Annotated in this window: 14 protein-coding genes and 1 pseudogene; 7 read left to right on the forward strand and 8 right to left on the reverse strand. The window is 71.6% G+C overall.

The genetic code is table 11. The features are described from left to right. Positions 1-26 precede the first annotated feature (26 nt). Positions 27-1,178, forward strand: coding sequence for an alginate lyase family protein (locus tag C4V41_RS29905; protein ID WP_200824315.1), 1,152 nt, complete (start codon positions 27-29; stop codon positions 1,176-1,178). After that, complete coding sequence (locus tag C4V41_RS29910; RefSeq protein WP_103959308.1) at positions 1,179-3,014, forward strand: glycoside hydrolase family 97 protein; 1,836 nt, start codon at positions 1,179-1,181, stop codon at positions 3,012-3,014. A gap of 48 nt (positions 3,015-3,062) precedes the next feature. Here the strand turns inward: C4V41_RS29910 and C4V41_RS29915 are convergent, their stop codons facing one another. From C4V41_RS29915 to C4V41_RS29930, 4 genes are all read right to left on the reverse strand, one after another. Continuing rightward, entirely contained in the window at positions 3,063-3,893 is an 831-nt protein-coding gene (locus C4V41_RS29915; protein ID WP_103959309.1) for a carbohydrate ABC transporter permease, read from the reverse strand. Beyond that, positions 3,883-4,782 carry a carbohydrate ABC transporter permease gene (locus C4V41_RS29920; protein WP_103959310.1) on the reverse strand — a complete coding sequence of 300 codons (900 nt, stop codon included), beginning with the start codon at positions 4,780-4,782 and terminating at the stop codon, positions 3,883-3,885. The genes C4V41_RS29915 and C4V41_RS29920 overlap by 11 nt, the downstream gene beginning before the upstream one ends. Then, positions 4,749-6,008, reverse strand: coding sequence for an ABC transporter substrate-binding protein (locus C4V41_RS29925; RefSeq protein WP_103959311.1), 1,260 nt, complete (start codon positions 6,006-6,008; stop codon positions 4,749-4,751). The genes C4V41_RS29920 and C4V41_RS29925 overlap by 34 nt, the downstream gene beginning before the upstream one ends. A 129-nt stretch (positions 6,009-6,137) precedes the next feature. Next, complete coding sequence (locus tag C4V41_RS29930; protein WP_103959312.1) at positions 6,138-8,402, reverse strand: molybdopterin-dependent oxidoreductase; 2,265 nt, start codon at positions 8,400-8,402, stop codon at positions 6,138-6,140. Between the two features lie 112 nt (positions 8,403-8,514). Between C4V41_RS29930 and C4V41_RS29935 the strand changes: the two genes are divergently transcribed. Further along, positions 8,515-8,973, forward strand: coding sequence for a winged helix-turn-helix transcriptional regulator (locus C4V41_RS29935; protein WP_103959313.1), 459 nt, complete (start codon positions 8,515-8,517; stop codon positions 8,971-8,973). A gap of 8 nt (positions 8,974-8,981) precedes the next feature. Here the strand turns inward: C4V41_RS29935 and C4V41_RS29940 are convergent, their stop codons facing one another. Further along, entirely contained in the window at positions 8,982-9,932 is a 951-nt protein-coding gene (locus C4V41_RS29940; RefSeq protein ID WP_103959314.1) for a phosphotransferase, read from the reverse strand. Between the two features lie 113 nt (positions 9,933-10,045). Then, on the reverse strand, positions 10,046-10,567 hold the full coding sequence (locus tag C4V41_RS29945) for a MauE/DoxX family redox-associated membrane protein (RefSeq protein WP_103959315.1): 522 nt from the start codon (positions 10,565-10,567) through the stop codon (positions 10,046-10,048). Positions 10,568-10,667: 100 nt separating this feature from the next. Between C4V41_RS29945 and C4V41_RS29950 the strand changes: the two genes are divergently transcribed. The 4 genes from C4V41_RS29950 to C4V41_RS29960 all read left to right on the forward strand — a co-directional run bounded on the left by C4V41_RS29950 (position 10,668) and on the right by C4V41_RS29960 (position 16,063). Then, on the forward strand, positions 10,668-13,370 hold the full coding sequence (locus C4V41_RS29950) for an AfsR/SARP family transcriptional regulator (protein WP_103959316.1): 2,703 nt from the start codon (positions 10,668-10,670) through the stop codon (positions 13,368-13,370). A 107-nt stretch (positions 13,371-13,477) separates the two neighbouring features. After that, complete coding sequence (locus tag C4V41_RS62060) at positions 13,478-13,648, forward strand: hypothetical protein (RefSeq protein ID WP_160150425.1); 171 nt, start codon at positions 13,478-13,480, stop codon at positions 13,646-13,648. 52 nt (positions 13,649-13,700) lie between these two features. Beyond that, complete coding sequence (locus C4V41_RS29955) at positions 13,701-14,249, forward strand: TlpA family protein disulfide reductase (protein WP_103959317.1); 549 nt, start codon at positions 13,701-13,703, stop codon at positions 14,247-14,249. After that, the gene (locus tag C4V41_RS29960; RefSeq protein WP_103959318.1) at positions 14,246-16,063 is read left to right on the forward strand and encodes an ABC transporter ATP-binding protein; all 1,818 of its coding nucleotides are present in this window, start codon (positions 14,246-14,248) and stop codon (positions 16,061-16,063) included. Before C4V41_RS29955 ends, C4V41_RS29960 begins: the two co-directional genes overlap by 4 nt. 87 nt (positions 16,064-16,150) lie before the next feature. Here the strand turns inward: C4V41_RS29960 and C4V41_RS29965 are convergent. Both C4V41_RS29965 and C4V41_RS29970 read right to left on the reverse strand, forming a co-directional pair. After that, positions 16,151-16,396 (reverse strand): annotated as a pseudogene (locus C4V41_RS29965) (YceI family protein); the annotation flags it as partial. A 214-nt stretch (positions 16,397-16,610) separates the two neighbouring features. Beyond that, positions 16,611-17,219 carry an MBL fold metallo-hydrolase gene (locus C4V41_RS29970; RefSeq protein WP_103959320.1) on the reverse strand — a complete coding sequence of 203 codons (609 nt, stop codon included), beginning with the start codon at positions 17,217-17,219 and terminating at the stop codon, positions 16,611-16,613. Positions 17,220-17,233: the final 14 nt, after the last annotated feature.

Below are 17,233 nucleotides of genomic sequence, written 5' to 3' on the forward strand. Positions count from 1 at the left end.
CCCGATGTCTAGAGAAGGAGCCCGCCGTGCGACTCCGCCTCATCCTGACCGTGTCATCCCTCGTCGGGGCGATGCTCGCCGTGCCGGCGCACGCGACCGCCGCCGCGTTCAACCACCCGGGCGTACTCGTCAGCCGGCCCCAGCTCGACCACGTCAAGGCCAACCTGGGCAACGAGCCGTGGAAGTCGGCCTGGGCCGCCCTGCGCGCCAGCTCCTTCGCCTCGCTGTCGTGGACGGCCAAGCCGCGCGCCACCGTGGAGTGCGGGCCCTCGTCCAACCCCGACCTCGGATGCTCCGACGAGCGTAAGGACGGCATGGCGGCGTACACGCACGCCCTGCAGTGGTATCTGACCCAGGACGCCCGCTACGCGCAGAAGGCCATCCAGATCATGGACGCCTGGTCCGCCGTCATCTCCCAGCACATCGGGCACAACGCCCCGTTGCAGACCGGCTGGGCAGGCGCCAACTTCTCCAGGGCCGCCGAGCTGATCAAGCACACCTACACCGGCTGGCCCGGCGCCGCCCGCTTCGCCACCAAGCTGCGCGACGTCTACCTGCCGACCGTGATCGCGGGCAGCCCCAACACCAACGGCAACTGGGAGCTGATCATGACGGACGCCGCCATCGGCATCGCCGTCCATCTCGACGACCAGGCCGCCTTCGACCGGGCGGTGCGGACCTGGCGCGGGCGGGTGCCCGCCTACATGTACCTGACCACCGACGGCGCGCTGCCCAAGTCGCCTCCCGGGAGCAGGTACGACACCCGCGACGAGCTCATCGACTACTGGCAGGGCCAGTCCACCTTCGTCAACGGGCTGGCCCAGGAGACCTGCCGCGACTTCGGCCACACCGGCTGGGGCATCGCGGCGGCGGTCCACGTCGCGGAGACAGCCCGCCACCAGGGCCTCGACCTGTACACCGAGGCCAAGGACCGGCTGCGGCACGCGATGGGCTTCCACGCCGGGCTGCAGCTCGGCGAGCCGGTGCCGTCGTCGTTGTGCGGCGGGTCGGTCACCCTGGGCCTCGGGCCCACGTTCGAGGTCGGCTTCAACGCCCTGCGCAACCGCATGGGCATCGGCATGGCGCGCACCCAGCGGCTGGTCGAGCAGGGCCGCCCGGCGGGGACCACGCACTTCCTGGGCTGGGAGACGCTCACTCACGCCGAGAATCCCGCATAGATGAACTGGCTGCTCACCGGTGCCATGGTCGCCGGCCTCCTGATCGCTCCCGCCGCTTCGCCCGCCACCTGGACCGTCGAGGCCCCCGGAGGCGGGCCCGCCGCCACCGTCCGCCTCGACGAGCACGGCAGCCCGTCCGTGAGCGTGTCGCGGGACGGGGCGACGGTGCTCGACCCCAGCCCGCTCGGTCTCACCACGGAACAGGCGGACCTCACCACCGGCCTGAGCCTCACCGGCCGCTCCAGCCGGATCGTGGTCGAGAAGTACGCCACCACGGCCGGGAAACGCCTCAAGCGCATGTCCGTGATGAAGGAGTCCCGCTTCCGCCTCACCCGTGGCGACTCCCGGCTCGACCTGGTCGTCAGGGCCGCCCGTGACGGCGTCGCCTACCGCTACGAGCTGCCCGGCGCGGGTGCCGTCGTCGGTGAGGCGTCGGCGTTCGCCGTTCCCGGCGGGTCCACCGCCTGGCTGGCCGGGCATCGCCGCGACTACGAGAACCCGTTCATCCGGTACGCCGACGTGCCCGCGGCCGAGTATCAGATGCCCGCCCTGTTCAGGGCCGGCCGGGATTACCTCCTGCTGGCGGAGTCGGCGCTGGACGGCTCGTACACCGGGCCGCGCCTGGTGCACGACCAGAGCACGTACAAGATCGCCCTCTGGGACGCGCGCGTTCCCTATACCGGCGGCCTGGTCACGCCGTGGCGGGTCATGATCACAGGTGATCTGGCGACCGTCACCGAGTCCACCCTGGTCGACGACCTGGCGCCCGGCTCCCGGATCGCCGACCCGTCGTGGGTCAGGCCGGGCAAGGTGCTCTGGAGCTGGCTCGCCGGGGGCCGCCCCGTCCAGCAGAGCCTGGAGCGCCAGAAGGAGTTCGTCGACTACGCCGCACAACACGGCTGGCCGTACGTGCTGGTCGACGCCGGCTGGTACGACGACCCGGTCACCGGCGAACGGGCCTGGACGGATCGGACGGCCGAGTTCACCTGGATCCCCCAGCTCGTCGACTACGGCCGGGCGCGCGGCGTCGGCGTCATGACGTGGCTGCGGTTCTCCGACTTCGACAGCCCCGACGAGCGCGTCCAACGTTTCGGGCTGCTGCGCCAATGGGGTGTCAAGGGCGTCAAGCTGGACTTCATCGACTCCGAGGCGCAGGAGCGGCTGCGGTGGTACGACGAGACGCTGCGGGACCTGGCCGACAACCGTCTCATGGTCAACTTCCACGGCTCGACCGTGCCCAAGGGGATCAACCGGACCTGGCCGCACGTGATGACCATGGAAGGGGTGCACGGCGCGGAGAAGTCGTCGAACCTGACGACCAGCCATCTAGCGGCGCTGCCGTACACGAGGAACCAGATCGGTTCCATGGACTACACGCCCATGGCGTTCCAGCGGGGCAGCCGCCCCACCTCGGACGCGCACGAGCTGGCGTTGTCGGTGCTGTTCGAGTCGGGGCTGCAGAACCTGGCCGGATCGCTGGACGCCTACCGTGCGCGGCCGGAGGCGGAGCGCTTCCTCGACCAGGTGCCCGCCATCTGGGATGAGACGCGGCTATTGTCCGGGACGCCCGCCGAGCACACGGTGATGGCCAGGCGAAGCGGCGACCGCTGGTTCATCGGCGCCGGGGTCTCCGGGGCGGCCAGGACGCTCCAGGTGCCGGCGGGCTTCCTGCGAGGACGATGGCTGGTCGAGGTGACCGTTGACGGCGCCGGCGGTCTCGTCCGCCAGGCCCATGTGGTGCGCGGCGGGCCACTGGCGGTGCAGGTCGCGGCGGAGGGCGGTTTCGCCGCGATCGCGTGCCGCTGGCGGCCGGGCCTGACGACCTGCGCACGGTGAGAACTCCTCCGGTACGACGGGCCGCCCGTCGTACCGGAGGAACCCTGATCAGCCCTTGAGGCCCGTGGTCGAGATCCCTTCGGTGATGCGCCGCTGGAAGATCAGGAAGAAGCCCAGCACCGGGATCAGCGACAGCACCGCCATCGCGAGCATCGGCCCCCAGGTGGAGCCGCCGCTGGAGTCGAGGAACGCCCGCAGGGCGAGCGGCACCGTATAGGTGGACACGTCGCTCAAATAGACGAGCTGGCTGAAAAAATCGTCCCATGTCCAGATGAAGGTGAAGATGGCGGTCGTGATCAGCGCGGGCCGCGACAGCGGCACGATGATCCGCCAGTACACCAGGACGGGCCCGCACCCGTCGATGCGGGCCGCGTCGTCCAGTTCCCTCGGCAGCGACCGGATGAACTGCACCATGAGGAAGATGAAGAACCCGTCCACGGCCAGGAACTTCGGCACGATCAGCGGCAGGAACGTGTCCACCCAGCCCAGATACTTGAACAGCGTGTACTGCGGCACGATCAGCACGTGGATCGGCAACATGATCGACATCAGCATGATCGCGAACCAGAGCCTCCTGAACCGGAAGCTCAGCCGGGCGAAGGCGTAGGCCGCCATCGAACACGACATCACGTTCCCCGCCACGGCGGCCGCCGCGATGAGGAACGAGTTCGCGAAGAACCCGCTGAAGGGCACCCCCAGCGCGGTCCACCCGGTGGCGTAGTTGTCCGTCACCACGGTCTGCGGCACCAGGCCCGGATCGGAGAAGATCTCGTCGTTGGGCTTGACCGAGGAGCTGATCAGCCAGAACAGCGGATAGAGCATGACGAGCGCGCCCACCACGACCAGCAGGTGAACGGCCCAGCGGCGGCTAGTCGGCATAGTGCACCCAGTACTTCGCGGAGCGGAAGGCCAGCGCGGTGAAGGCCGCGGTCACCAGGAGGAGCACCCAGGCCAGCGCGGAGGCGTAACCCATCCGGAAGTTCCCGAAACCCTCCTGGTAGATGAACAGCGTGTAGAAGAGCGTGGAGTCCGCCGGTCCCCCGGTGCCGCCGCTGATGATGAAGGCGGGGGTGAACGCCTTGAAGGAGTTCACCGTCTGCAGCACCAGGTTGAAGAAGATGATCGGGCTGAGCATGGGGAGCGTGACGCGGAAGAACGTACGCACCTGGCCGGCCCCGTCCACCGCGGCCGCGTCGTACAGCTCGGCCGGGATCTGCTTCAGCCCGGCCAGGAAGATCAGCATGGGCGAGCCGAACTGCCAGACGTGCAGCACGATCAGCGTGTAGATCGCGTACTCGGGGGTGGAGATCCAGCTCGGCCCCACGATCCCGAGGTGCAGCAGGACATCGTTGATCAGGCCGTCCGCACCGAAGATCTGCCGCCACAGGATCGCCACCGCGACGCTGCCGCCGAGCAGCGACGGCAGATAGTAGGCGGCGCGGTATGCGCCGATGCCGCGCATGGGCCGGTTCAGCAGCACCGCGACCAGCAGCGCGAACGCCCCGGACAGCGGCACGGAGAGAACGACGTAGATCAGCGTGACCCGGACCGCGCTCACGAAGTGCGGGTCGTCGGTGAGCATCCTGGCGTAGTTGTCCAGCCCCACGAAGGACGGGGCGGTGAGCAGGTCGAAGTCGGTGAACGAGAGCGCCAGCGAGGCCAGGATCGGCCCGCCGGTCAGCAGGAGCAGCCCGGCGAACCACGGCAGCAGGAACAGGTAGGCGGAACGTCCCTCTACTTGAGCACTCGTCCGGCTTCTTCGAAGAATCGGGACACCCCCTGGTCGATGGTCAGCTTGCCGAAACCGATCTGCTGGTTGACGTTGGTGAGCACCTTGTTGTGCAGCTCACCGGCCCCGAGCGGCTGCGGCGGCGGCAGCGGGCCGACCTGGTCCTCGATCGAGTCGATGTAGGCGTAGACGAGCTGCTCGGAGGGCGACGCCTTGAGCCGCAGCGCGGCGCGGATCGGGGCCGCGGGCGGGATGCCGCGCTCGGATCCGAGCTGGGCGGCCACGTCGGCGTCCGCGACGAGCGCGTTCACCAGCGCCACCGCGGCGTCCTTGGCCTTGGTGCCGGCGCTGATCGTCAGCAGCATGGACGGCTTGTAGTACTGGCCCGGTTTGTCGCCCGTCGGCAAGGTGTGCACGCCGATCTCGTCCTTGGTGAGCGACACGTAGGCGGTGACCTGGTTGGACCAGGCGAAGTCCATGACCGCCCGGCGGGTGGCGACCAGGCTGTTCTGTACGTCGCCCGCGGCGGTGGCCTGGACGTCCGGCGGCGCGGCGGCGCCCGACTTGCGCAGGCCGTCCCAGAAGGTGAACCACTCCTTGAGGTCGTTCTCGTCGTAGGCCAGCCGGCCGTCGGCGGTGAAGAACATCTTGCCCCGCTCCAGCAGCCAGGTCTCCAGCGCGCCGCCGTCCTGGGCGCCGTCCTCGGTGCCGAAGACGCCCTTGCCCGCCAGCTTCCCGGCCAGCTCGCCGTACTCGGGCCAGGTGAAGGTGCCGGGGACCTCCACGCCCCGCTCGGCCGCCAGGGTCTTGTTGACCATGAGGGCGACGGAGTTGATGCCGAAGTTCACGGCGTACTGTTTGCCGTCGATCTTTCCCGCGTCGACCACGCCGGGCTCGAACCCGGACAGGTCCAGGCCCTTGCCGACGTACGGGCCCAGGTCGAGCAGGCTGCCGCGCCTGGCGTACTCGGCGAGGTAGGAGTAGTCCATCTGGATCACGTCGGGGGCGTTGCCACCGGCGGTCTGGGTGGCCAGCTTCTCCCAGTAGCCGTCCCAGCCGGAGAACTGGGTCTTGATCTGGGTGCCGGGCTTCTTCTTCTTGAAGGCGTCGATGGCCTTCTGGGTCGCGGCGTGGCGGGCCGTACTGCCCCACCACGCGAACTGGAGGCCGGCGCCCTGGCTTCCGCCCCCGGCGCAACCGGCCAGGGCCAGGGAGGCCGCGCCGGCACCGGCTTGAAGGAATCCTCGTCTGCTGAGATCACCCATGCGGGTCCGTCCATGAGCCGAGTGAATATTTAACTTGCGACGTTAATTCCTCGGTAACATCGGGTCAATGCCGGAGGACGAACGGTTGCGGCATCGGAATGCCGCGCATGGGCGTCTGGCACATCCGATCTATAAGGCATCCAGCGGTTCGAGGCGGGCCGGGACGTGCTTGTGATACGGGGTGCCGGCGATCGGATCCCGGTGATCGCTGGAGGTGAGGTCGTTGGGCGCCACGCCGGCCGGGGCCGCCTCCGGAGTCCGGGTCACCCCGAGGCCGTTCGGCAGCGCGATGTGGCCCTGACGCATCATCGGGCTGACCTCCACGAGCACCTCGGCACTCCCCCGCCTGGTCGTGACCCGGGCCCGGTCGCCGTCGGCCAGGCCGAGGGCGTCGGCGTCGGCCCGCGAGACGCGAAGGGCGCCGTCCCGGTCGCGCCGGCGCCATTCCGGGCTACGGAAGATGGTGTTCGCGGTGAACGACCGCCGTTCGCCGGCGGACAGGACGAGGGGGAAGTCCGGGTCGTGGCCGGGCGGTTCCGCACCGGCCAGTTCGGCGAGCGCGTCGAGCACGATCTCGTTGTCGAGGTCCAGCCGCCCGCCCGGCGTACGGACCCGGGCCCAGTTGTCGGCGGGCTCGTCGACGCTGAAGACCACGCCGCTGGGGTGGGCGAGAATCGCGTCGAAGAGCGCCTCGGCCCCCTCGAAACCCGCTCGCTCGATGCTGGGCCCGATCTGCGCCGCCGCCCGGTGCGCCGCGCCCCAGAGCAGCGCCGCCGAAGCCGCGCCGTCGGGCAGGGCCGGGCCCAGCGTGCGGTAGAGGATCACGCTCAGCAGCGGTGCGGCCTCGGGATGTTCGCCCATGAGCCGCATGAACCGCTCGCCGAACTCGGCGCGGCTCCGCTGCGCCGCCTCGGCCAGCGGAGCGAGGTCGATCGCGTCGAGGGCGCCGAGCGCTTCGACGATCCGGGCGTGGATCTCCGGCTCGGGCAGCGTGCCGGGCAGCGTGCCGGGCAGCGGGTCGAGAAGGGGCCGGCGCAGGTGGAAGTAGTTGTGCGGGAACTCGAAGTTGAAGAACGTCGCCTCCCACTTCTCGTACTGCGACGCCGCCGGGAGCACGTAGTCGGCCAGCTGGGCGGTCTCGGTCATGGCGACGTCGATGACGACGCTGAACTCCAGCGCCCTGATCGCCTGGCGCATCCGGGGGCTGTCGGCGAGTGAGTGCGCCGGGTTGGCGGACTCGATGATCATCGCCCGGTACCGGCCGGGGTGATCGGTCAGGATCTCCTCGGCGATCACGTTGCACGGGACCAGGCCGGAGATGATCCGCGCCCCCGCGACGGGCGACCGCCGCTCGCGACCGCCACCGCCTCCTGCCAGGCTGACGATGCTCGTGGGTACGTAGTGGCCGCCGGGATTGGCGAAGTTGCCCGTCAGCACCCACAGGAGCTTGTTGAGATAGCTGGACAGCGTGGAGTGCAGGCTCATCTGCACCCCCAGGTCCTCGTACACCGCGACGCTCGAAGCGGCCGCGATGCGCCGGGCCGTCCGCCGGATCAGGCCGGGGTCGAGGTCGCAGATCGCCGCGTAGGCGTCGACGTCGACCGCGGCGAGCAGGGATTCGACGCGGCCGAGCCCGGTGGCGTGCTCGGCGAGCCAGTCGCGGTCGAGCAGGTCCTCCTGGACCAGCACCGCGGCGAGCGCGGCCAGGCACCAGGCGTCGGTGCCGGGCCGCAGGGCGAGGTGGTGGTCGGCCAGTTCGGCGGTCTCGGTGGTGCGCGGGTCGAGCACGACCATCGACCGGCCCGGATCCCGGGCGATCTCCTTCAGCGTCGGACGGGCGCGCGGGAAGCTGTGGGACTGCCACGGGTTCTTGCCGACGAACACCACCACCTCGGCGTGCTCGTAGTCGCCCCGGGTGTAGTTCCCGAGCAGCTTGGCGTTGACCCAGAACTCGCCCGTCTTCTCCTGCGCCAGCGCGTTGGAGCGGAACCTGCTGCCGAGCGCGGCCCTGGTGGCGGAGGCGTACCCGCCGCCGAGGTGGTTGCCCTGGCCGCCACCGCCGTAGTAGAAGATCGTCTTCCCGCCGTGGGTGTCGCGCACCCGGGCGAGCCCGGCCGCGACCTCGGTGATCGCGGTGTCCCAGCCGACGGGTTCGTACGTCCCGTCGGGGCGGCGGCGCATCGGGGAGGTCAGCCGGTGGGGGCCGTTCTGGTAATGGTCGAGCCGCAGCGCCTTCTGGCAGGTGTAGCCCTGCGACGCCGGATGGGCCTTGTCACCGCGAATGCGGTCGAGTGTCCGCCCGTCCGGGCCGCCGAGGCGTACCTCGATGCCGCAGTTGCACTCGCACAGGATGCACGCGGTCGGACGCCACTCGGTCGTCTGCTCGCCGGTCATCTCATCACCTTCGACCCAACGATCGTCTCGCCGGCCAGGGCGAGTTCCATGATGAAACGGACGCTAGGACACTGAGTTCCAACATGCAACCCTCTGGGCTACCCTGGTCCGCATGCGGCGCACCGACACTGCCGACTGGCCCTGCACCATCGCCCGGAGCGTCAGCGTGCTCGGTGACCACTGGAACCTGCTGCTCCTGCGGCAGGCCTGTCTCGGCACCCGGCGTTTCGACGACTTCCAGGCCGCCCTCGGCACCGGCCGCAACATTCTCAGCCGGCGCCTCGGCCGCCTGGTCGACGAAGGGCTGCTCCGCAAGGTCGAATACCAGCCCAACCCGCCCCGCTACGAATATCGGCTCACCGACAAGGGGCGGGAGGTCTACCCGATCCTCGCCGCCATGGCCGCCTGGGGCGAGCGGTGGCTCACCGGCCCGGAAGGCACCCCGCTGATCCTCCACCACACCGCGTGCGACCACGACATGCACGCCGTGGTCGTCTGCAGCGAATGCGACCAGCCCATCGACGTCCGCGAGATCCGCGCCAAGCCCGGGCCCGGTTTTCCCGCCGGTTGAGCGGCGAGTCAGCCGGCCATGCCGCCCGCGAACGGCATCGTCCGCCACTGTTCGACGGCCGGTTTGAGGTAGTCCACCAGCACGGGCAGCTGCGGCACGAGCGCGAGGGCGGCGATGGCCCGCAGCATCCCGACGGCGTTGACGAAGCCCAGGACGTCCTCGTCCAACGGCCGGGTGCCGTTGCGCCGCGCACCACGGTTGTAGGCGGATTCGTACTCGGGCCCGAGAGCGGCCAGGTCCCATTCGACGGGGCCCAGCGTGGCCAGCTCGAAGTCGGAGTAGAGGTCGCCGTGCACGCCGGAGAAGATGTTGGCGGGCGGGGAGTCGCCGTGGATGGGCTGCAGGCCGATCCCCGGGAACCTTTCCTCGAATGCCGCGCGTGAGCGTACGAGAGGCTCCAGGATCCGCCACTCGCGGCGGGCGCGGTCCAGGTCGGCCGCGCCGATGAGGTCGGGGCTCCTTTCGAGCAGGGTGTGGCTCTCCGCGATGAACCGCGGGTCGGCCGCGGACAGAAACGACAGCCGGCCCGGGTACGCGCGCATCGCGGCGTGCAGGTCGGCGACGCTTTCGGAGTTGGCCACGTAGTCGGGCTCCTTGCCGCGGTCCTCCTCGACGAACTGCCAGAACGTCATCGAGAACGCACCACGCTGAACGGGTTCCCGTGGCACGAGCGGGCTGGGCGGGATCACGGGGGTGCCCTGGGCGGCGAGCCAGCTCGTCAGGTCCAGTTCCGTCCGCTGGCGGCGGGCGAGGGACGCGAGGTCTTCGCTGGGCGGCAGGACGGTGGGGATCCGGGCCACGACCGGCGAGGGCGCAAGGTGGACGACGACCGAGAAGACGTCATGGAGCACCGTGGCATCGGTCACGGCGAGCCCGAGGTCGCGTCCCGCGCCGACGGCCGCGTTGACTGCGGCGGAGGTGCGCTGGGCGAGGTGTTGCGGTGTCAGGAAATCGGTCATGGCTCACTCGTATCAGCTGAAGGTTGGACGCGCCGGGGACGACCGTCAAGCAGGCCGTCCTGCGCGCGTACGCCGCCGGCCGACCTCTCACGTTCGCCGGGTGAAGGAGCCTTTCATCCGGCGAACAGCGAGACGAGGTCGTCCCATCGGGCCATGAGGAGGCCCAGGACGGCGCCGAACAGGGCGATCACCACGGTGAGGGCCGGGTCGAAGGAGCCGCCGACGAGCGACCCGGCCAGCCCGAGCAGGGCCGTGGCGACGAGGAGCAGGTTGCGGACCACGTGCGGCGTGCCCATGGGCGTCTCGGTGGCCCCGAAGCAGCGGCACGGAACCTGGGCGCCCCTCCGGACGACCAGCACGACGGCGACGGTGAGGCAGCCGAGCAGGCCGGTCGCCAGCACGAACGCCGCCGACCCGGCCCATCGCACGGGAACGGCGGCCAGGACGATGACGCCCGCCTCGGCCGCCGCCGTCGCCACCGCGGCCGCGGGCGCCAGCCCGTCACCGACCACCCTCATGGACCTGGTCGACCGGACGAACGCGCTCCAGGCCGCACGGCTGGAGACCTTGCTGACCAGGGCGAGGGCGAACACGGTGATCAGCAGCGCCCGGCCGGCCACATCGACGTACTGCACCAGCGCAACCTAGCCATCACCGGGCGATTCCGGCAAGAGCGCCCGGCCAAGCGGATGATCTCGTTACCCTCGAAGATCTACGGGCAAAGGGTGGGGCGGCGTGCTGATTCGGCTACTCGGACCGGTCGAGGTGGAGCACTCGGGGCAGACCCGGCCCGTGCGGCCACCGCAGGTGGCACTCGCGCTCGCCGCGCTCGCGTGGGAGGCCGGCCGGGTGGTGCCGGTCGAGTCGCTGCTCGCCCGCGTCTGGGGCGAGGCGGTTCCGGCGGGCGCCCGGCGCACCCTGTACACGATCATCACACGCATCCGGCGCGACGTGCTGGCCGACGAGGGCGCCGTCGTCCGCCGGCTCGGCGGCTACCTGCTCGACGTCGACGAGTCGGCCGTGGACGTGGCGCGCTTCCGCGGCCTGGCCGGCCGGGCGGCGGCCGCGCCAGATCCGGTGCCGCTGCTCGGCGAGGCCCTGGCCCTTTGGCGCGGCGACCCGCTCACCGGGCTCCCGGGCGCCTGGGTGGAACGGGCCGGCCACCGCCTGCGTGACGAGCGCAAGGAGATCCTGCTGCGCTGGGCGCGGGCGATGACCGGCCGCGACGCCGCGGCGGCGGTGACCGCGCTGTCGCCGCTGGCCGAGGAGTACCCGCTGGACGAGCTGGTGGCGGCGGCGCTGATCGAGGCGCTGCACGCGTGCGGCCGGACCGCCGAGGCGCTGGCGCGCTTCGCCCGCGTACGGCACACGCTGGCCGAGGAGCTGGGTGTCGAGCCGGGGGCGTCGCTGCGGCGTGTTCATCAGACGCTACTGCGCTCCGGCGACGTCACCGAGACCGCCCGCCCGGTTCCCGCGCAGCTCCCGATGCCTCTGCGGTGCTTCGTCGGGCGGGAGGCGGAGCTCGAACGCCTGGAGGCGATGATCGGCAGGCGGCAGGCGGTCGCGTGCGCGATCTCCGGGCCGCCCGGGGTGGGCAAGTCGTCGCTCGCGCTGCGCTGGGCCCACCTGTACCGCGACCGGTTCCCCGACGGGCAGTTGTACGCCGACCTGGGCACGGCCGACGCGGCGACGATCCTGCCCGGGTTCCTCAGCGCGCTCGGCGTACCGGAGGCTCGGATGCCGTCGGGGCAGGCGGCGCAGATCGGCCTCTACCGCAGCCTGCTGGCCTGCCGGCGGGTCCTCGTCGTGCTCGACGACGCCCGTGACGCCGAGCAGGTCCGCCCGCTGCTGGCCACCGCGCCGGGCAGCCTGACGCTGGTCACCAGCCGGGCCGAGCTGTCCGGGCTCGCGGTGACCGAGGGCGCGCACCTGCTGCGGCTGGACGTCCTGCCCGGCGCTGACGCGTACCGGCTGCTGGCGGCGTGGCTGGGCGAGCAGCGGCCGGCGGTGGAGCCCGAGGCCGCCGCGCTGATCGTCCGGCGCTGCGGCAGGCTACCGCTGGCGCTGGCGATCGTCGCGGCGCGGCTGGCGCAGCGTACCGACCTGCCGCTGGCCGAGGTCGCCGCCGATCTCGAACGGGCCGGCGCGGATCTGGAGCCGTTCGCCCACAGCGACCCCGCGATCGACCTGCGGCGCGTGTTCGGGCGCTCGTATGAGAGCCTGCCCGCGCCCGTGGCCCGGCTGTTCCGGCGCCTCGGGCGGCATCCGGGCCCGCACCTGCCGCTGCTCGCGGCGGCGAGCCTGGCCGCGCTGCCGGCGGACCGCACGCGGGAGCTGGCCACGCGACTCGAACACGCCAACCTGGCGGAGCTCCGCGGGCCTGGCGACCTGCGCATCCACGACCTGCTTCGCGTGTACGCCGCCGAGCAGGCCCGTGCCACCGACAGCCGGTCGGTACGGCGTACGGCGACGCGGCGCCTGCTGGACTACTACGTGCACACGGCGTGCGCCGCCAACGACCTGTGCTACCCGCACCGCGACAGCCTGACGCTGGACCCGCCGGCCCGGGGGACGTCCGTGGAGCGGTTCGCCGGTCAGGCCGAGGCCCTGCGCTGGTACGCCGACGAGGCCGCCGTCCTGCCCACGCTGCTCGCGGAGGCGGTCGAGGCCGGCCTGGACGGGCACGTATGGCGGCTCACGTGGGCGTTCGCCGAGTTCATGCAGCGCCGCGGCCTGTGGGAGGAGACCCTGCGCGGGAACGAGGTGGCGCTGGAGGCCGCCCGGCGGCTCGGCGACAGGCTGGCCCGGGCCCGCTGCCACAACAGCATCGCCCGAGCCCAGCTCCGCCTCGGCCGCCACCGCGAGGCGGTCGAGCACTTCGAGCGGGCCGCCGAGCTGCACCGCGAGCTCGGCGAGCCGGGCCTGGAGGCGCACGTCCACCTCGGGCTGAGCATCGTGCCGAGCGAGAACGGGCCCGCCGTGCCCCTGGGCCACACGCTGCGCGCGCTGGAGCTGTTCCGGCAGGCCGGCGACATCGTCGGGGAGGCGCGGGCGCTGAACAACGCGGGCTGGCTGCGGGCAGAGTCCGGCGCGTACGACGAGGCGCTGGCCGACTGCCGGCGGGCGCAGCGCATCCTGGCCGACGCCGGCTACGCCCAGGGCGAGGGGTTGACCTGGGACAGCATCGCCCACGTACTGAATCTCAAGGGCGACCTCCCGGGCGCGGTGGCCGGCTTCGAGCGGGCGGCGGAGCTGCTGCGGGCCGACGACGACCTGCACGCCGCCGCCGACACCCTGGTCCGCCTGGGCGAGACGCACCTGCGGGCGGACGACGTCGCGGCGGCCGTCACCGTGTGGAAGCAGGCGGCGGAGCTCTACGGCGCCGTCGGCGACCCCCGCGCCGACAAGGTACGCGCCCGCGTCTCCGCTCACCTCTGAGGCCGTTAAGACTTCGTTGAGAAATCGCTGAAACCTCTGCCCCAGGCTGCGACGTGCGGCGGGCACGGGCCCGTCCGTGCACCAGAAAGGCAGGTTTCATGCGCCTCATGACCAGGATGGCCGACCGGTTCCTCGAGCTCGTCGCGCCGCACACCGAGGCCCGGGCGGCCGACTGCGGCTGGGAGTGCTGCGGTCCGATCAACGCCGGCAGGTACTGCTGCTACCGCCCCACCGGCAAGACGTGCGGCTCCTGCCAGACCTACATCTACTGCTCATGACCGGGTGCCCGGCCGGTGCGCCGGCCGGGCACCTCCGACACGGAGGTGTCCCATGTCCTTTTTGATCGCCATCGTGGCACTCGTCGGCGCCTTGTGCGTGGTGAACATGGTGCTGACGCTCGGCGTGGTCCGGCGGCTCCGTGAGCACACCAAGCTGCTGGACGTCCTGTACGAGACCATCGACCTGATGGGCGGCCCTCCCGCGGCGGGCAGGGACCTGGGCGTGGGCGACGTCGCCGGCGACTTCGAGGTGACGACCGCCGACGGCGACCGGCTCACCCGGGACTCCCTGCCGGAGGGGACGGTGCTCGCGTTCATGTCGCCCGACTGCGGCGGCTGCCACGAGAAGCTGCCCGCGTTCGTCTCGTGGGCGGCGGGCCAGGACCGGTCCCGGGTGCTGGCGGTGGTCGACAACCGGTCGGGCGACTCCGCGGACATGATCGCCACGCTGCGGCCCGTGGCGCAGGTGGTCGTGGACGGCGCGGTGAGCGCCGCGTTCCGTGTGCGGTCGTACCCGACGTTCCTCGAAGTGGCGGCGGGCGGGACGCTGCTGGCGGCCGCGCCCGAGATCTCCCGGCTGCCGGCCGGGGCGCCGGCGTGACCGAACCGGCACCGGATGGGCTCGGGCGCAGCGCGGTGCGCGCCGCCGTGCTGGTGTGGCGCTCGGCCCCGGTCCACGTCCTCGGCTATCTCGGGATCACGCTGGTGGCCTCGGTCACGCCGATCGCCGTGGCCTGGCTGACCAAGGGGGTGCTGGACGGGATCGCGGGGCGGCGGACCGGTACGCTGCTCGCCCTCGCGGTCGCCATCGCCGTCGTCACCACGGCCGCCGCGGCGGCGGCGCATGCCGGGGACTATCTGCGTGCCGAGGTGGACCGACGGACGGCGCTGCGCGCGAAGGACGAACTGTTCGCCGCGGTGTCCCGGTTCACGGGTCTGGCCCGGTTCGAGAGCCCGGCGTTCCTCGACCGGCTGCGGCTGGCCCAGCAGAGCGCGAGCAACCCCGGCAGACTCGTGGACGCCACGCTGTCGGCCGCCCGCGGCGCGGTGACCGCCGCCGGCTTCGTCGGGTCCCTGGCGCTGATCAACCTCACGTTCACCGTCCTGGTCGTGCTGTCGGCGCTGCCGGCGCTGCTCATCGAGCTGCGGATGTCGCGGCAGCGCAACGCGATGCTGTGGCGGATCGGACCGGCCGAGCGCCGCGAGATGTTCTACGCGGAGCTGATGGCCACGGCGAACGCCGCCAAGGAGATCCGCCTGTTCGACCTGGGCGCCTTCCTGCGTCTGCGCATGCTGGCCGAGCTGCGTACCGCGAACGCCGCCCGCCGCCGGCTGGACGGGCGGGAGTTCCGCGTTCACGCGAGCCTGTCGGGCGTCTCGGCGGTCGTGGCCGGGGCGGGCCTGATCTGGGGGATCCTCGCGGCCGGGCAGGGGCTGCTCGGCGTCGGGGATGTGGCGATGTTCGTGGCCGCGGTGGCCGGTGTGCAGGCGGCGCTGAACGGCACGGTGTCGGCCGGGGTGATGGCGTACGAGCACCTGCTGACCTTCCACCACCACGTCACCGTCGTGACCGCCGGGCCCGACCTGCCGGTCCCGGCCCGCCCCAGGTCGCTGCCGCCGCTGCGCCGGGGCATCGAGCTGCGCGACGTCTGGTTCCGCTACAGCGCCGGCCACCCGTGGATCCTGCGCGGCGTCGATCTGCTCATCCCGTACGGGGAGACGGTCGCGTTGATCGGCCACAACGGCGCCGGCAAGAGCACGCTGGTCAAGCTGCTGTGCCGGTTCTACGATCCCACCCGGGGCACGATCCTCTGGGACGGCGTCGACCTGCGCGACGTGCCCGCGGAGACGCTGCGCGCCCGGATCGGCGCCGTGTTCCAGGACTTCGTGTCGTACGAGCTGACGGCCGCCGACAACATCGCCGTGGGCGACCTGTCCGCCGCCGACGACCAGGCGCGGATCGAGGGGGCGGCGCGCGAGGCCGGTGTCCACGACGTCGTCGCGGCCTTCCCGCACGGCTATCGCACGCTGCTGAGCCGGTCGTTCTCCCCCGACTCCTCCGAGGAGGAGGACGGTGTGCTGCTCTCCGGCGGGCAGTGGCAGCGGCTGGCCCTCGCCAGGGCGTTCCTGCGCCACGACCGCGATCTGATGATCTTCGATGAGCCCAGCGCGGGGCTGGATCCCGAGGCCGAGTACGAGGCGCACCGGCGGCTCGCGCGGTTGCGGTCCGGGCGTACCAGCGTGGTCGTCTCCCACCGGCTGGGCACGGTGCGTGACGCCGACCGGATCGTGGTGCTGTCGGACGGCGTCGTCGCCGAGGAGGGCACACACGCCGGGCTGCTGGCCGATGACGGCACGTACGCGCGGCTGTTCAACCGGCAGGCCGGCGGCTACCGGGACGAGGTGTCACGATGACGCCGCTGGTGGGCGTTGGTGTCGCGGTCGTGCTCATCGTCCGGGTGGTGACCGTGCGGGGGAAGAGCATGGTGCCGGGCGAGTATGTCAGGCGTTCTTGATGGCGGACACGTCGAACTCGAGCGGGATGGTGATCTCGCGGGTGACGCCGCAGATGGTCAGCAGGCCGGTCACCTCGAAGGCGGCGTCGCCGACGTGCTTGACGCCGGTGCTGGTGAAGGTGATGTGCGGGTGGATCTCCACGTCCAGGAAGTCGCCGGTGCGCAGGTGGCCGTCACGCTGCGGGTTGCCGGTATCCACACCGGACGCGTCCAGCTCCACGTGGACGGTGGAGGCGGCGGGGCCGGCTGACGGCCTGGGCGCCGCTTACGTTGACCGCCGAGGGCCTGAGCGACCGGCAACATCGCCGCCTGGCTGCGCATCTCGTCTGGGGCGCATGGAGGCGTCGCGCGAATGGGTGAGCCGGGACTGCGCACCGCGCTCAACCCCTGGCCAGAGACCGTCCGCTCCGCGTAGGCGTGGCGGCGGTCGGCTTCGCCGGAAGCGGTCAGAGATCGACTGATTCGCCTGCCGGGAGGCGGGCGTAGTCGGTCTCCTCCTCAAGCCAGGCGTCGAAGTATTCCAGGCCGACCTTGCTGAGCTGGACGTCATGGATCGGGAACGCGCGGGCCGGCCGTACGTCCCGGACGAAGGTGATGGACTCGCTGATCTTCACCCAGGGGCCGGCCGCCGGGACCAGCAGGGTGCCGACCTCGTCGGCGGGGACGAAGAGCGAGTCTCCAGGGTGATAGAGGCCGTCCACGATGAACCCGAGGTTCGGGCAGCCGGGCAGCCCGTCGATGACCTCGGCGTGCACACCGCCCACGGCCTTCACGGTGAAGCCGGCGGCGGTGAAGGTCTCGCCCGCGGCGACCGCTCCCCCGCCGAGCTCGGCCGCCAGAGCCGCATGGGTGTGAACGGTCAGCCCGGGATCGGCCGCCCGGGCGGCCTTGAGCGCCTCGACGTCGACATGGTCGGGATGCTCATGGGTGACGAGCACGGCCGTGGCCCCGGACAGCGCCGCCTCCGCGTCGGAGAAGGTGCCCGGATCGATCACCAGCACCCGGTCGCCGTCCTGGACACGCACACAGGCGTGCCCGAAATGCGTCAGTCTCACGCGATCACCCTATC

The organism is Nonomuraea solani (assembly GCF_900108335.1).
GTDB lineage: Bacteria > Actinomycetota > Actinomycetes > Streptosporangiales > Streptosporangiaceae > Nonomuraea > Nonomuraea solani.

Bases quoted from the DNA above. Each gene is read 5' to 3' on its own strand.
- C4V41_RS29935 (WP_103959313.1), top strand. From the start codon at position 8,515: ATGCGGCGCACCGACACTGCCGACTGGCCCTGCACCATCGCCCGGAGC.
- C4V41_RS29930 (WP_103959312.1), bottom strand. From the start codon at position 8,402: ATGACCGGCGAGCAGACGACCGAGTGGCGTCCGACCGCGTGCATCCTG.
- C4V41_RS29915 (WP_103959309.1), bottom strand. From the start codon at position 3,893: ATGCCGACTAGCCGCCGCTGGGCCGTTCACCTGCTGGTCGTGGTGGGC.
- C4V41_RS29925 (WP_103959311.1), bottom strand. From the start codon at position 6,008: ATGGGTGATCTCAGCAGACGAGGATTCCTTCAAGCCGGTGCCGGCGCG.
- C4V41_RS62060 (WP_160150425.1), top strand. From the start codon at position 13,478: ATGACCAGGATGGCCGACCGGTTCCTCGAGCTCGTCGCGCCGCACACC.
- C4V41_RS29910 (WP_103959308.1), top strand. From the start codon at position 1,179: ATGAACTGGCTGCTCACCGGTGCCATGGTCGCCGGCCTCCTGATCGCT.
- C4V41_RS29940 (WP_103959314.1), bottom strand. From the start codon at position 9,932: ATGACCGATTTCCTGACACCGCAACACCTCGCCCAGCGCACCTCCGCC.
- C4V41_RS29955 (WP_103959317.1), top strand. From the start codon at position 13,701: ATGTCCTTTTTGATCGCCATCGTGGCACTCGTCGGCGCCTTGTGCGTG.